The organism is Sphingobacterium sp. LRF_L2 (genome assembly GCF_965644235.1).
In the GTDB taxonomy this organism is placed as follows: domain Bacteria; phylum Bacteroidota; class Bacteroidia; order Sphingobacteriales; family Sphingobacteriaceae; genus Sphingobacterium.
This window is the reverse complement of record NZ_CBFFRI010000007.1, coordinates 140,441-156,144: the sequence shown is the minus strand read 5'-3', so window position 1 is coordinate 156,144 and position 15,704 is coordinate 140,441. Positions and strand designations below refer to the sequence as shown.

The window sequence follows — 15,704 nt, the reverse complement described above, 5'->3', positions numbered from 1 at the left end:
TTGAGTTATCTTTGTCAAACAAACAAATCTTTTGTTTATTTTTTTAGTTTGTTGTTATTATTTTAAAATCTTTCTACGTTGAGTATTCTAGCAAAAAACAAGTTTACAATTACTTCGGCTTTACCCTATGCTAATGGTCCATTACATATTGGACATTTAGCGGGTGCTTATATACCGGGAGATATTTTTGCACGCTTTCTGCGTTTAAATGGCAAAGATGTGGTTTTTGTGTGTGGTTCGGATGAGCATGGGGCTGCGATTACGATTAAAGCAAAAAAAGAAGGGGTAAGTCCTCGTGAGATTATTGATAAATACAACCAGCAGATTAAATCGAGTTTTGAGGATTTTGGAATTCATTTTGATATTTATCATCGTACATCAGAAGATATTCATCACAAGCTTTCTCAGGAATTTTTTCTTAATCTGTATGAAAAGGGAGAATTTATAGAAAAGTTCTCTGAACAATATTATGATGAAGAGTTCCACCAATTTTTAGCGGATCGTTATATCGTTGGAACTTGTCCGCATTGCCACAATGAAGGGGCTTATGGAGATCAGTGTGAAAAATGTGGTACTTCGCTTAATCCTACAGATCTGATTAGTCCTAAATCGACGTTAAGTGGTAAAACTCCTGTTTTAAAAGAAACGAAACATTGGTATCTTCCTTTGGATAAGTATCAACCTTGGTTGGAAAAATGGCTTATTGAGGGGAAAAAGAATGTGTTGAAATCGAATGTATTTGGACAATGTCAATCTTGGCTAAAGTCGGGCTTGCAGCCACGTTCGATGACGCGTGATTTAGATTGGGGAGTTGATGTTCCTTTGGAAGAAGCGAAAGGAAAGAAACTATACGTTTGGTTGGATGCTCCTATAGGTTATATTTCTGCTACAAAGCAATGGGCTATCGATCACGGTAAAGACTGGGAGGCTTATTGGAAGAAACAAGCAAACCCGGAAGATGATTCTACGTTGATACACTTCATTGGCAAAGATAATATCGTGTTTCATTGCATAATTTTTCCAGCAATTCTTCATGCACATGGAGATTACATACTTCCGGAAAATGTCCCGGCGAATGAATTTTTGAATCTAGAGGGCGAAAAACTGTCTACATCAAGAAATCATGCGGTATGGTTGCACGAATATCTGGAAGAGTTTGTTGATAAGCAAGATGAATTACGTTATGTATTGACATCGATTTTACCAGAAACATCGGATAGTGAGTTTACTTGGAAGGATTTCCAATCTCGCGTAAACAATGAGCTTGTTGCGATTTTGGGGAATTTTGTGAATCGCGTCATGGTGCTTTCTCATAAATACTTTGAAGGGAAAGTCGCTTTGGGTACTGCTTTAACTGATCAGGATCAATCTGTATTGAACGAGTTGGCATCTTATCCTTTGGAAATTACGCAGTCTATTTCATTGTATAGATTTAGGGAGGCATTAAGTCATTTTATGAATGCCGCTCGTTTGGGTAACAAATATCTGGCAGATGAAGAGCCTTGGAAATTGTTTAAAGAGGATCCAGAACGCGTAAAGACTGTTTTGTATGTTGCGACACAAATAGTAGCTAATTTGGCAGTTTTGGCGCAGCCATTTCTACCAAAAACTGCAGGTAAACTTTTTACTATGTTGGGGCTAGAGCCACAGGATTGGGCCTGTGCAGGTAGTACTTCGATCGTAGCTGACGGTCAGGTATTGGGAGAAGCACAATTGTTATTTGAAAAGGTTACGGACGAACAGGTCGATTTTCAGCTGCAGAAACTTAAAGCTGCTAAGACGAAAAATGTACTTCAGAATACACAGGCAAGCCCTGCAAAAAGTAATATTAGTTACGATGATTTTCTACAGATGGACATTCGTGTGGGTACTATTTTGGAGGCTGAGAAAGTGGCAAAGACAAAGAAATTACTCAAGCTGAAAATTGATACAGGAATTGATCAACGTACGGTTGTTTCAGGGATTGCGGAATACTTTGCTCCCGAAGATATTGTAGGTAAACAGGTCTCAATTTTGGTTAATTTAGAACCTCGCGAAATTAAGGGAATTACTTCTCAAGGTATGATCCTTATGGCGGAAGATGCGGATGGACGATTGGATTTTGTCAATCCGATTTCGAACATCAAAGCAGGAAGTACTATACGCTAAATGCTGTTAACGTTATATCAATAAAAAAGGAATCCAATATAGGATTCCTTTTTTATTGATGCTCACATGTTATTCGTGATCAAAAAGTATATCTACAACTTGTTTTGTTTCCTTGATATCGTGTACTCGGAGGATCTGTACACCTTTGGATAGAAGAATGGTGTTCAATGCGATAGTGGCAGGCAATACCTGTGTGGCGTCCAAATTTAACCTTTTATAGATCATCGATTTTCTGGATAATCCTCCTAAAATAGGGAGGTTGAAGTACTGTAGTTCGTCTATACGATAGAGAAGTTCGTGATTCTGATGGCTATTTTTGGCGAAGCCAAAGCCTGGATCTAGTATGATATCTTTTACGCCTATTTCACGTAACTCGGCTATTTTATCTCCCAGAAATGTAGCAACGTCAATGACAACATCATCGTACTGTGTTAGCTCTTGCATGTTTTCTGGAGTGCCGCGCATGTGCATAAGGATATAAGGTACTTGGAGACGAGCTACTGTGGAGAACATATTGCTATCGATGGTGCCGCCAGAGATATCGTTGATGATATGAACTCCTGATCTCACTGCTGCTTCGGCGACGTCAGCTCTAAAGGTATCAATAGAGAGGATGACTTCGGGGTATTGTTTGTGAAGGCGTTCGATAACAGGTAGTGCTCTATCGATTTCCTCTTGTGAGGAGATTAATGCCGCGCCTGGACGTGAGGAATATGCGCCAATATCGATGATGTCAGCTCCTTCTTGAATAAGTTGGATTGCCTTTCCGACGGCTTGATCTGGAAGGTTATGCTGTCCTCCGTCAAAAAAAGAATCAGGAGTTACATTTAAGATGCCCATAAGTAATGGACGTTCGAATGTAATTAGTTTTCCTCCTGCATTGATAGACTGAGCAGGTGCTGTGCAAATGTGTTTCATTGTTACGAAAATACAAAAAGCTTCTCTTTTACTGCTCGGATAACAACTTTATTGATTTGAGAGTTCCTCTTTTTTAGTTGAGAACAAGTATACCATCGGCAACAATGCTTATGTCGGTTCTTGGCTTGGTTATTTTAGCGATTTCTTCTTTGGAAGCCCCATTATCTTCTGCATAGTGTTTTAACCAATCGACAGATGTTTCTTTAATTTTTGCGCGGCCTTCGATTGTTACTTTTTTTCCTGCTAAATCCTGAGGAACAAAATAAGCATAATCTGTAAATCGCACCATAACGGACTCTCCATTCGCGCGTTTAAGGGTTAAAAAACATCCTTTTTTCTTACATACTTCTACGACTTCACCTTCGATTTTCCCTTTATAGCTGCCTGAGCTGTTCAGTTTTTTTTCTAGGTCGGCTACGGTGATGCTATTTTTTTGGTCAATTTTTTTCCCATATTGTATTCCTTTCTTTGCAGGCTCGATGGGTTGTTGTGCCTGACTAATTTGAAAAGAAACGAATAGAGCAATAACTAAGCTTACAATGTTTTTCATGCGTTGGATTATTTACGTAAAAATTCGAATTTACCACTGGGATCAAGTTTCATGACTGTGGAGGATTTTCCATTGCTTTTTTGTTGTTGATTGAATTCCACGACATAGTCTACACCTTGTTTTACTGAATCTGCGATGTCATCAAAGCATGCTGGAGAAGGGGCACCGCTGAGGTTGGCCGATGTGGAGATAATGGGTTTTCTGAAACGCTGCAACAATTGTTCGCAAAATGGATGTTTTACAATGCGTATCCCTATACTGCCGTCTTCAGCAATGGCACTGGGAGCTAAGTTTTTTGCTTTAGAATATACGATAGTAAGTGGTTTGTCTGCATATTCGATTAATTCATAGGCTACTTCTGGGACATCGTTGACATACGAAACCAGCTGATTGTCGCTGTGTAAAAGAATAATCAGACTTTTTGCTTTATCTCGACCCTTTAATGCAAATACTTTCTCAACGGCTTCTTCGTTTGTTGCGTCGCAGCCAATTCCCCAAATGGTATCTGTGGGATAAAGAATAAGCCCTCCGTTTTTCAACGTATCAAGGGCTTTATTCAAATCATTTCTATTAACGAAACTGTTGTTCATTTAAACGGCTACATTGTGATCACGTAAAGCATCATTTAAAGATGTTTTCTTATCAGTTGATTCTTTGCGTTGGCCAATAATTAGTGCACAAGGGACTTGATATTCACCAGCAGGAAACTTTTTCGTATATGAACCTGGTATCACGACGGATCTAGCAGGAACATAACCTTTATACTCTACTGGTTCCGGGCCAGATACATCAATGATTTTTGTAGAAGCGGTCAACACGACATTTGCTCCAAGAACAGCTTCCGTTTCTACACGTATACCTTCAACAACGATAACTCTAGAACCTACAAATACGTTGTCTTCAATAATAACGGGTGCTGCCTGAACGGGTTCAAGTACTCCTCCGATTCCTACACCACCGCTAAGGTGAACATGTTTACCTATTTGTGCACAGGATCCTACTGTTGCCCATGTGTCTACCATGGTACCCTCATCGACATATGCTCCAATATTCACATAGGAAGGCATCATAATAACACCTTTTGAAAGGTATGCGCCATATCGAGCACTTGCTCCAGGAACGACGCGAACACCTAGCTCCTTGTAGTTTGTTTTCAATTTCATCTTGTCGTGATAGACGAATGGACCGTTGTCGATTTCCTTCATTTCACGGATAGGGAAATAGAGAATAACTGCTTTTTTTATCCAGTCATTAACGTGCCAACGTGTTCCAATAGGTTCTGCTACACGTAATTCGCCTTGATCAAGCTTTTGGATTACGAGGGCAATAGCCTCAAAGTATTCTTTGTATTCCAATAGTTTTCTGTCTTCCCAAGCTTCTTCGACTAATTTTTGCAGTTTTTGTAATTCCAATTCCATGTTGAAAATTAAAAGGTAAAAAATAAAAATTAAAAATGACCGTGACGCTATTTATCTAATTCAGCCACTGATCTTTCTTGCAAAGATTACAATTTTTTGCGGAAACACCGCAGAATCTTGACTAATTTTAGCCTAAATTCAAGTATTTTTGTGTATGGAACCAGTTGCGGAAAAGTTAAGAATAGATAAATACCTTTGGGCAATTCGTATTTTTAAAACCCGAAGTCTTGCTACGGAAGCCTGTAAGGCGGGCCGTGTTAAATTGAATGGACAAAATGTGAAGCCATCTGCAGTAGTTAAAGTTGGGGAGGTATATAGTATACAGAAGGGGCCAGAACGTAAAGTAGTTCAGGTAACAGGTCTACTGGAACGACGTGTTGATGCAAAGACTGCTGTACAGTTTTATGTTGATCAGACGCCCGTGGAAGATACCTATGCATTTAAGTCTGTTTTTCATGCACCAGTGTTGAAGCGGGATAGGGGAGCTGGAAGACCCACGAAGAAAGATCGTAGGGAAATTGATGATTTGACTACCGATTGGTGGGAGGAAGAGAAAAGTTAGTCGCTGGATATGTTGATTTCTATACGATTCATCATCTTGTTTCTATCGTTGGGGATTGTTCGATTTGCTCAGGCAGGTCCTGATTCCGTTCTGCGCGAACTATCGCAGGTCCTTTTGAACCAAGAGAGCTTTGAAAGAGTAAAATTGCTCCGCATTGAGCAAACCAAAGATTTGTTTTTCAAAGAAACTGTGATGACGAAAAAGTTGGAATTGGCATTTCAATTGTCTAATGAGTATCGCAAATATCAAATTGACTCCGCAATAAAATATACACAGCTCTACCTAAAGATGGGGCTAGGAGCACAAAACGAATTCGTGGTCGACAAGGCTTCGATCTATTTGGCAATTCTTTATTCTTCAGCAGGTAAATTCATAGAGTCGGAACAACTTCTTAGAGGAATTAGGAGAGATAGACTTTCAACCGATTTGCTGCCAGCTTATTTTGAAGCTTATACTGCATTTAGTAGTCATTATGGACAGAGTAGTGATAATCAACTCTATTTCAAAAGAAGTGAGGTTTACAGGGATTCCCTTTTATTGATTTTAGATAAGGAGTCATTGTCTTATGATATAGCTTTAGCAACAAAATTGCTATACGGTAATAGAAGTGATGAAGCTGAGGAAATCTTACAACGTCTACTGTCATCGACAACGGATGAACAAGTAGACCGTGCTGTTATTGCCTATCTTATGGGCGTTATTTATAAGAATAAGGGTGATATCGAAAAACAATTATATTATTTTGGTATATCCGCTATTGTCGACAGAAAGTATGTGGTGAAGGACAATGCTTCTTTACAGAGCCTTGCGCAATGTTACTATAGTAAAGGAGATATTGATAAGGCTTATCTTTTTATACAAGAGGCGGTAAATGATGCTGTATTTTGTAATGTTCGTTATCGATCTTTAGAGAATTCTTCATTTTATTCTATTATCAATGCCGCTTTCCAGGACAAGGAATTAGCGCAAAAGCGTGTTCTACGGCAAAATTTATTGGTTATTAGCGTACTCACGATGTTATTGTTAGTCGTGCTCTTCTTGCTATATTTTCAATTGAAGAAACTACGTTTGGCGCGAGCAGAACTGCATCACGCGAATGATGAATTAAAGGATCTGAATCAATTATTGCTTCATGCAAATAGTAACCTTTCGGAATCAAATCATATTAAAGAGGAATATATCGCACAATTTTTTGATATCTGTTCGAGTTATATTGATAAGATTGACGAACAACGAAAATCCTTATTGAAGAAGTTTACGTTGAAACAATTTGAGGAGATAAATAAAATTCTAAAATCGCAAGATTTGGTTAAGAATGAACTGGATGAACTCTATCATAATTTTGATATTATTTTTTTAAATCTTTATCCTTCTTTTATCGAAGATTTTAACAGTTTATTACGTACTGAGGAAGCTATCATCTTGAAATCTGGTGAATTGCTAAATACCGAGTTGCGCATATTTGCACTTATTCGTTTAGGAATTACGGACTCTACGAAGATTGCATCTTTCCTTCGCTATTCGCTCTGCACAGTATACAATTATCGCGTTAAAGTGCGCGGTAAGGTTGCTGGTTCTAAGGATGAATTCGAAGAAAGTATCCGAAATATAGGGAATATCCGCTCCTTATAAACACATTTAGGTTACTTTTTGCAGCTGTCTGTTGTTTGCTAACTTATTGTTTTATAGTTTTTTATTTGTTTTTCTGGTTTACTTTCGAATCAGAATTGCCTTGTTATGCTCCATATTCCGATTGTTCATTCCTTACTTTTGTAATAGTCCCTCGGGGATGAACAATTATATTCCAAAATAAAGATCAAATTATAAGACCTATGGCATTTTCTACTAAAATGACGTGTCCTTTCTTCCTCTTCGTTTTTCTGTTGGTACAAGTACCGCTGTACTCCCAGACAATAACGCTTGTACGAGGAACGGTAAAAGATGGACAGACAAGTGAGCCTATTGTTGGAGCTACCATCACAGTTATTGGTACTTCACAGGCGACTTCGACCAATGAATCTGGAGAGTTTATACTGAATAATATCTCCAAAGGAGCGACTTTATCTATTTCTTTTGTAGGTTACGAGAACAGAAAGGTTCTTGTCCAAGAATTGAGTGTGGATGTTGTGTTGATTCCGAATAGTTCTTCCCTGGAAGACGTGGTGGTAATAGGTTACGGTGCTGTAAAGCGAAAAGATGTGACCACGGCTATATCAAGTGTTTCGCTGGAGGATTTAAATGAACGTCCTATTGTATCAGCAGCGCAAGCAATACAGGGGCGTGCTGCAGGTGTTTCAGTGTTGCAGCCTAATGGTGCACCGGGAGGAGAGACTTCTATTCGCATACGAGGGACTACATCTTTTAATGCGAGTAATGACCCGCTTTACGTCGTAGATGGTGTGCCTGTGGATAATCTTAACTTTTTATCACCAACTGATATTGCAGATATGCAAATTTTGAAAGATGCATCATCGGCCTCTATTTATGGTTCTAGAGCTGCAAATGGCGTGGTTCTAGTCACGACGAAGCAAGGTAAGGTAGGCGATGCAAAAATCGCTTTGAATGCCCAAGTAACCCAGAATACAGTGATTAGTAGGTTGGAGTCACTTAATTCTGCGCAGTATAAGGAGTTGCAAGATGAAATTGGTTTGGTTAATCTGCCTGAGAGGCTGCCTGACCAGACGGATTGGTTTGCTGAAACATTCAATAAAGGGTTGATGCAAAATTACCAGTTGTCAATATCTGATGGCACAGAGAAATTGCGTTATTTCCTTTCTGGAGGGTATTTGAATGAATCGGGGATTATTGAATCTTCTTTCTATCGACGGTATAATTTCCGGGGAAATATTGAAAATGATGTGCGAAGTTGGTTAAAAATCAATGCGAATATTTCCTACTCGGACGATAATAAAAATGGCATAAACACAGGTAATGGGGCTAATCGAGGTGGAGTTGTCTTATCGGTTATAAATACACCGACCTATGGCGCAATTTGGGATTTGGACAACCCATCGCAATACTACACTGATTTTTATGGGGTTAATATCACGAGTCCATTAGAAAATATTGCGCGTACGAAAAACAATAAAGGTAGAGAAAATCGTTTGATAGCGTCGGGAAGTGCTACCGTAAAATTTAGTCCGGATCTCAACTTCAAAACGATGCTATCCGTTGATCGGCGTAATGGTTTGACAACAACGTTCCTAGATCCTATTTCAACCAGTTGGGGAAGAACGCAGTATGGTGAGGGATCCGATAATAGAAACATGAATACTGTTCTTACGTTTGATAATATTTTAAACTATAAAAAACAGTTTGGATTGCATCATATTGATTTGATGGGAGGAACTTCGTGGACGACTTCTGACTATACGAATAGTTGGATCAACGGCTCCCATTATCGCAACGATCTTATCGAAACGCTTAATGTGGCAAATAAAATATCTTGGACGAATACCGGGAGTGGTGCTTCTGAATGGGCTATTATGTCTCTTTTTGGAAGAGCTTCTTATAACTTCGATGGCAAGTATTTAGTCACAGCAAACCTTCGAGGAGATGGTTCGTCGAAAATACATCCGGATTATCGTTGGGGTGTTTTGCCTTCTTTCTCCGCTGCATGGCGACTTTCGACGGAAGAATTTCTCTCTGATGTTGTGTGGATTGATGATCTGAAAATTCGTGGCGGATGGGGACGAACTGGAAACCAGTCGGGATTGGGAGACTACGCTTATTTACAAAGATATAATGAAAACCGAGTGGCTTGGTTTGTGACGGGACAGGAGAATGCATTGCCAACCATAAATCAAGCAAATTTAAGAACAAGAGACTTACGTTGGGAAACGACCACACAAAGTAATTTTGGAATTGATTTTACAGGATTTGCAAGTCGACTGACAATAAATCTTGACTATTATCATAAAAAAACAACGGACATGTTGATGTATGCCCAGGTTCCTCCGGGGGCTGCTCAAGTTGGGGCTATTATGCGTAATGAGGGGGTGATGACCAATAAAGGGTTTGAAGTTAATGTAAGCAGTAAAAACCTGGTCGGTGACATGAAGTGGTCTACAGATTTTAACATCTCGTTTAATCGAAATAGATTGACCGATTTGGAGTTGCAGAAGATATATACGACCGCACGTACTTCAGATTTTATTGATGAACATGTGGTTCGCAATGAGCCAGGGAGATCGTTAGGGGGCTTCTTTGGGTATATCAGTGATGGTGTTGATCCTGAGACAGGTGAACTGCGTTATCGTGACGTGAATGAAGATGGGCGCATTTCTTCCTCTGATAGAACATTTATCGGCGACCCTAATCCTGATTTCATTTTTGGATTAACCAATACTCTGTCTTATAAAGGATTTAATCTGAGTATATTTTTGCAAGGGTCTTATGGTAACGATATTTTCAATGCATCTAGGATTGAGACCGAGGGAATGTATGATGGGAAAAATCAATCTATACGTGTGCTTGACCGCTGGCGTATACCCGGACAACAAACCAGCATACCTAAGGCTGGGTTTGATTTGAAGAATTCCAGTTATTTTGTTGAGGATGGTAGTTATCTCCGTGTGAAGAATGTTTCGTTTTCTTACGATATTAAGACTAATCGCCTATCTAATTTGGGAATTCGTCGCTTACAACCTTTTATTTCTGTGAGTAACCTCTTAACGTTGACGAGGTACACTGGATTTGATCCCGAAGTAAATCAATGGGGAAATAGTGGTGCAGTGCAGGGAATCGATTGGGGTACTTATCCACAAAGTCGATCTTTTGTGGCTGGATTGAACCTTGAGTTTTAACACATCAAATTTTAGAGAACATGAAAAGATTTTTTTTCCAGGTTATAGCAGTAATACTTGTTCTTTCGAGCTTTTGGAGCTGTTCGTTAGTGAAGGATCCGTTAGATACTTATTCGGACATAAGTGAAGGGGTCGATGAGGTTGGGGAATATGTGGCTTTTAAGGATAAAGCTGCGGTTATCAGTCATCGACAAACCTTGTATGACCAAATTCGTGATCGCCAAGAACATTGGTATCTTGATTTATTACTCGTGGCGGATGCACATGCTGATAATGCGTATGCAGGGACAACAGGAGCGGAAGTTCTTCCGTTTGAAAATAATTCTATCGAAGGATCTAATTCTGTACTCGCAAGGGATTGGACTCGTTATATGGAAGATGTTGGTCGGGCCAATAAGATGATTGTCTATGTTGATTCGGTTAACGATAATAGTTTGACAACCGCAGAAAGAAAACAATACAAAGCGGAGGCTAAGATTTTTAGAGCAATGGTTTACTTTGATATGGTGCGTTTATGGGGGGATGTCCCTTTGATTACAACGGTGGCAAGGGATATAACATCTGAGAATATTGAGGAGGTTTATGATTCTTATTTTCCCAAACAAAGTACGGAATTGGAAGTTTATGAGCAGATTGAAAAAGATCTATTGGAGGCTATTGCAGACGCGCCTACTAACAATATGGCTAACAAGACTATCTTTAGTAAATCAGTTGCGCGCGCACTTCTGACCAAAGTTTATGCTGAAAAGCCATTGCGTGATTATAATAAGGTGATTCAATATGCGGACGAGTTGGCTGCGGATGGATTTGCATTGGAAGACGACTTTACAAATTTATTCGGCATGAATGAGGGGCGTACGGATGCCAAAATGAGAAACACAAAGGAATCAATTTTGGAGGGACAGTTTTTTGCAGGAAATGGAAACTGGGTAACTTGGATGTTTGGACGTGATTTGACAAATTACGACTCTAATTTTACTTGGGCGAAATGGGTTACACCGTCGAGAGATTTGATTACTACCTATCAAGCTGAAGGAGATCTCGTGAGACTGAACGAATCGATCGTCTACTATCAAACAACATGGAGCAACTATTACCCGGCAAATAATTACCCATTCATGTATAAACTACGCTCTGCAGTAAACAGTATTATCAAATATCGGTATGCTGATATTCTCTTGCTAAAGGCTGAAGCGCTTATACAGCAAGAAAGTGGGGACCTCAATGCTGCTGCTGATATCATTGATCTAATACGGGGGCGTGTTAAATTGGCGAAACTAAATAGTGGGATAAGGAGTAGTCGATCAGCTTTGCTAGATGCTGTTTTAAAAGAAAGAAGGCTGGAATTAGCTTTTGAAGGACAACGTTGGTTTGATCTAGTGCGCTTGGAAAAGGTGGAATCTGTTATGAATAATGTTTATGCGAAAGACAGTGGCCGTCGATCTCAGCTATATCCTTTTACAAAGTATTCGTATAGATTGCCAATACCGCAAAGTATTTTAGATCAAAATCCAAATCTTAAACAAAATTTAGGCTATTAACCGAAAGGTACAATGTGGATGTTTAATTATGTTAATTAGACTGTACGCGATAAGTACCCTTTTATAAAACCAATAGATGACATGAAAAATTTAAAGAAAACTATACTGTTTGGCAGTTTATTTAGTTTGATGATTATGGCTTGCGGTTCGAGTGGCACAAGCGAAATTGTGCCCGAATCACCTCCTGCTAAGACTGGAGACGTGTTGATTTATACAACCACAGCGGCTCGTACATTAGAGTTTAGTAAATCTTACGTGGATTTTGGCACAGGTGTCAATATGGCTCCACGGACAATCCGACTTAATGAGCAAATTCGTTATCAGACGATGGATGGATTTGGTTCAGCAATCACCGGTTCAACGGCTTACAATTTGCTTCGTATGTCGCAAGAGGATCGTACACGATTTTTGAAAGAAACCTTTTCCATTTCAGAAGGTATGGGACAAAGTTATATTCGTATAGCTATAGGCTGTTCCGATTTTTCATTAAGTGAATATACGTTGAATGACCAACCTGGAATAGAAAATTTTGCGTTACAAGAGGAGGAGAATAAGTATGTTATACCTATTTTGAAAGAAATATTGGCTATTAATCCGTCAATTAAAGTTTTAGGATCGCCTTGGACAGCGCCTCGATGGATGAAGGTTAATGATTTGACCAGTTTGCAGGCATATGACTCTTGGACTGGCGGCCACCTTAATCCTGCATATTACCAAGATTATGCGACATACTTTATAAAGTGGTTGAAAGCGATGGAAGCCGAAGGTATTCATATCTATGCTATTACCCCACAAAATGAGCCGTTGAATCCGCAGAATTCGGCCTCTATGTTAATGTATTGGTCCGAACAGCGTGATTTTGTGCGCGATGCTCTAGGACCTCAGTTGAGGCAAGCTGAATTGTCCACAAAAATATATGCTTTTGACCATAATTATAATTACGATAACATCGCTAGTCAGGAAGATTATCCCGTGAAAATTTATGAAGATGCTGCTGCCGCTAGTTTTTTTGCAGGTGCCGCGTATCACAATTATGGGGGGGATAAAGCGGAGTTAATTGATATTCATAATAAGGCGCCCGAAAAGGAATTGATCTTCACAGAAACCTCTATAGGAACATGGAATAATGGACAAAACCTTGGAAAAAGGCTGTTAGATGACATGAAAGAAGTGGCATTGGGGACTATCAATAATTGGAGTAGAGCAGTCATCGTATGGAACCTCATGTTAGATTCTGAACGTGGTCCCAATCGAGAAGGAGGATGTCAAACTTGTTTTGGAGCTGTTGATATTAATTCTGCAGACTACAAGACGATGAAAAAAAATTCGCATTACTTTATTATAGGTCATCTTTCTGCTGTTGTAAAACCTGGAGCAGTGCGCATCGGCACAGAGGGACTTGTGGAAGATGGTGTTACTTTATCCGCTTTTAAAAATATAGATAATAGCTATGCTGTGGTATTGGCTAATGAGAATAACGTAAAGAAACGTATTACGTTTGATGATGGTACAAAATTCTTTAGTTATGATATTCCTGCACAGTCTGTGGTTTCTTACACTTGGAGATAATGGAGAAGATCGTAAAGTTTTTAGGGTTTATGCTTGTATCGGCAATGTTTTTTGCCTGTAAACAAGATTATAAATATTCGTTGGGTGGCGGGCATCCAATGTTGAATATTAACGAATTACCTTCATCAGCTTATTTTGGTGATAGTATTGCTTTTGACATGGCGGTAGCGGATGATGGAACAGAGCTTTCTACGCTTAAGGTACAATTGTATTTTAGCGGTGATCTGGTATCTGAGAAGACGATTCGGACTAAAACGTATGGTAACTATAGTGGGAAGATTTATATACCTTTTTTGAAAGATGTCCCTGATGGCACAGCTCAATTGCGATTTGTGTTGGAAAATGTTGGTATGGTTAAGGTTGAAGAACAACGAGATTTGGTGCTTAGCCGTCCAGATTTTCCATATTTAAATCTTGTTACCTCTACAGAAACAATCCGTTTAGATAAGATTGGAACGCATGAATACGCGGCAGAAGGTGAATTTCCTCAAAAAGTAAAGGCGTATATCGAAGCTCCGGCTTTTGGAGAGCATGGAAATGTGCTTCATTTCGGATGGCAAGATGGCCATATTGTGGAGGGTAGTACAGAACAAATTCCTTTTTCGTATCTGTCTACGGGTAGTTACACTATTTCGTTTAATACACTTTCTTATATGGCAAGCCCTTTTCAAAGCTATAAAGTAAATGATGTTGAGATGCAAATGGTCGACGATAGTCATTATGCGGCGAATGTATCATTAGTAAATGGTCAAGAAATTGCTTTGACAGGTATTCCTGATTTGGAAAGTTGGTGGCTTGACTCTGACTTTATTCGAAAAGACGGTGATAAATTTATTTTTGATGCAGCAGATGGAAGATATAAAATTACTGCAGATTTCGATTATAAATATTTTGTCGTTGAGGTATTGAATGGTGACAATTTAGCTACATTGAATGCGGACGGAACGGGAGCAATCTGGATTATCGGTCAAGGTGTTGGAAAACCTGGGCTATCCAATGAAGTTGGTTGGACTACAGAGAAAGCCTTGTGTTTAGCCCCAATAGGGAATAAGAAATATCGCATTACTCTAGTAGCTGGACAACAAATAAAAACAACGGATATTAATTTCAAATTTTTTCATCAAAAAGGATGGGGAGGAGAATTTAAAAATGATGCTTTGACGACTGGCAGCGATTTAATTTTTATTGGAGATGGTACAAATAATCGGGATGCCGGTAACCTTGGTATTTTAGCAGGAAAGCAGCTGCAAAATGGAATGAGTTATATATTTACAATTGATGTGTCTGCAGGAATAGATAAAGCTATTTTAGCTGTTGATCTCAAGTAAAAATAAAAAGCCAGGAAATTTAATGTTTCCTGGCTTTTATTATGTTCGTGATGGTTTTTCTTACTCAGGGATGCTGTAGTAGTTCATGTAACGAACGATGCTGTTGGCTCTTCTATTTACGTAATTGGACGGATGTCGTGCATCCCATTTTTGGGGGCTCGGCAGGATCGCAATGATTAATGCGGCTTCTTTTTTTGTAAGGCTCTTTGCAGATTTGTGATAGTAGTATTGTGCTGCTGCTTCTGCACCATATACACCTTGTCCCATTTCGATAACATTGAGGTAAACCTCTAGAATTCTTTTTTTACTCCAGAAGATTTCAATTAGGACTGTGAAATAGGTTTCTAATCCTTTCCTAAGCCAAGAACGTTCGGGCCAAAGAAAAACATTCTTAGCCACTTGTTGGCTTATTGTGCTGCCTCCTCTTAATTTTTTGCCGGATTGGTTTTTTTCAAAGGCTTTCATAATAGCGTCTGTATCGAAACCATTGTGGGTTAGAAAATGTGCGTCTTCACCGCCAATTGCCGCTCTTTTTAAATTATCGGACAATTCGTCGTAGGACAACCATTCTTTTTCTATCTTCCATTCTTTACCTGCAGCCTTTCGTTCAAATCCTCTTAAAAGCTGCAAATAGGTGACAGGTGGATTCATGATGGTAAGTAAAAGTACCCAAAATAGCGTAAAACCGAAAAATAACAATACTAAACGGATGAACCAGATCCCTGTCGTCTGTTTCCAGTTATAGTTTGTTTTTTTTCTGGAGGAATTCTTTCTCGTTGTTTTCGCCCTTTTTATTGCCATGATTTTTACTTTGTGACGCAAAGCTAGGGCAAATTTTTTAAAAAAATAAAAGTGATTTGGCTAA

At 39.1% G+C, this 15,704-nt stretch carries 12 protein-coding genes; 7 read left to right on the top strand and 5 right to left on the bottom strand.

The features are described from left to right. Positions 1-78: 78 nt before the first annotated feature. Positions 79-2,148 (top strand): methionine--tRNA ligase, encoded by a 2,070-nt coding sequence (gene metG / locus ACSZOX_RS15360; protein ID WP_437920949.1) that lies wholly within the window; start codon positions 79-81, stop codon positions 2,146-2,148. Positions 2,149-2,217: 69 nt separating this feature from the next. Here metG and folP read toward each other — a convergent pair whose 3' ends face one another. The 4 genes from folP to ACSZOX_RS15340 form a co-directional block, all read right to left on the bottom strand. Then, entirely contained in the window at positions 2,218-3,066 is an 849-nt protein-coding gene (gene folP / locus ACSZOX_RS15355) for a dihydropteroate synthase (protein ID WP_437920948.1), read from the bottom strand. Positions 3,067-3,139: 73 nt separating this feature from the next. After that, positions 3,140-3,616 (bottom strand): DUF4920 domain-containing protein, encoded by a 477-nt coding sequence (locus ACSZOX_RS15350; protein ID WP_437920947.1) that lies wholly within the window; start codon positions 3,614-3,616, stop codon positions 3,140-3,142. A gap of 8 nt (positions 3,617-3,624) precedes the next feature. Then, a complete protein-coding gene (locus tag ACSZOX_RS15345; protein WP_437920946.1) occupies positions 3,625-4,206 on the bottom strand; it encodes an L-threonylcarbamoyladenylate synthase in 582 nt (193 codons plus the stop codon). Then, positions 4,207-5,034 (bottom strand): 2,3,4,5-tetrahydropyridine-2,6-dicarboxylate N-succinyltransferase, encoded by an 828-nt coding sequence (locus tag ACSZOX_RS15340; protein WP_437920945.1) that lies wholly within the window; start codon positions 5,032-5,034, stop codon positions 4,207-4,209. It lies immediately after the preceding gene. Between the two features lie 154 nt (positions 5,035-5,188). On the opposite strand from ACSZOX_RS15340, the gene ACSZOX_RS15335 reads away from it, so the two are divergent. The 6 genes from ACSZOX_RS15335 to ACSZOX_RS15310 all read left to right on the top strand — a co-directional run bounded on the left by ACSZOX_RS15335 (position 5,189) and on the right by ACSZOX_RS15310 (position 14,839). Then, the gene (locus ACSZOX_RS15335; protein WP_437920944.1) at positions 5,189-5,596 is read left to right on the top strand and encodes an RNA-binding S4 domain-containing protein; all 408 of its coding nucleotides are present in this window, start codon (positions 5,189-5,191) and stop codon (positions 5,594-5,596) included. Positions 5,597-5,605: 9 nt separating this feature from the next. Continuing rightward, the gene (locus tag ACSZOX_RS15330) at positions 5,606-7,228 is read left to right on the top strand and encodes a DUF6377 domain-containing protein (RefSeq protein ID WP_437920943.1); all 1,623 of its coding nucleotides are present in this window, start codon (positions 5,606-5,608) and stop codon (positions 7,226-7,228) included. 200 nt (positions 7,229-7,428) lie between these two features. Beyond that, a complete protein-coding gene (locus tag ACSZOX_RS15325; protein WP_437920942.1) occupies positions 7,429-10,401 on the top strand; it encodes a SusC/RagA family TonB-linked outer membrane protein in 2,973 nt (990 codons plus the stop codon). Between the two features lie 20 nt (positions 10,402-10,421). Next, entirely contained in the window at positions 10,422-11,942 is a 1,521-nt protein-coding gene (locus ACSZOX_RS15320) for a RagB/SusD family nutrient uptake outer membrane protein (RefSeq protein WP_437920941.1), read from the top strand. An 81-nt stretch (positions 11,943-12,023) separates the two neighbouring features. Continuing rightward, entirely contained in the window at positions 12,024-13,511 is a 1,488-nt protein-coding gene (locus ACSZOX_RS15315; RefSeq protein ID WP_437920940.1) for a glycoside hydrolase family 30 protein, read from the top strand. Next, on the top strand, positions 13,511-14,839 hold the full coding sequence (locus tag ACSZOX_RS15310) for a DUF5125 domain-containing protein (RefSeq protein WP_437920939.1): 1,329 nt from the start codon (positions 13,511-13,513) through the stop codon (positions 14,837-14,839). Before ACSZOX_RS15315 ends, ACSZOX_RS15310 begins: the two co-directional genes overlap by 1 nt. A 60-nt stretch (positions 14,840-14,899) precedes the next feature. Here ACSZOX_RS15310 and mtgA read toward each other — a convergent pair whose 3' ends face one another. Then, positions 14,900-15,640, bottom strand: a complete 741-nt coding sequence (mtgA, locus tag ACSZOX_RS15305; protein WP_437920938.1) for a monofunctional biosynthetic peptidoglycan transglycosylase — start codon at positions 15,638-15,640, stop codon at positions 14,900-14,902. Between the last annotated feature and the right edge of the window lie 64 nt (positions 15,641-15,704).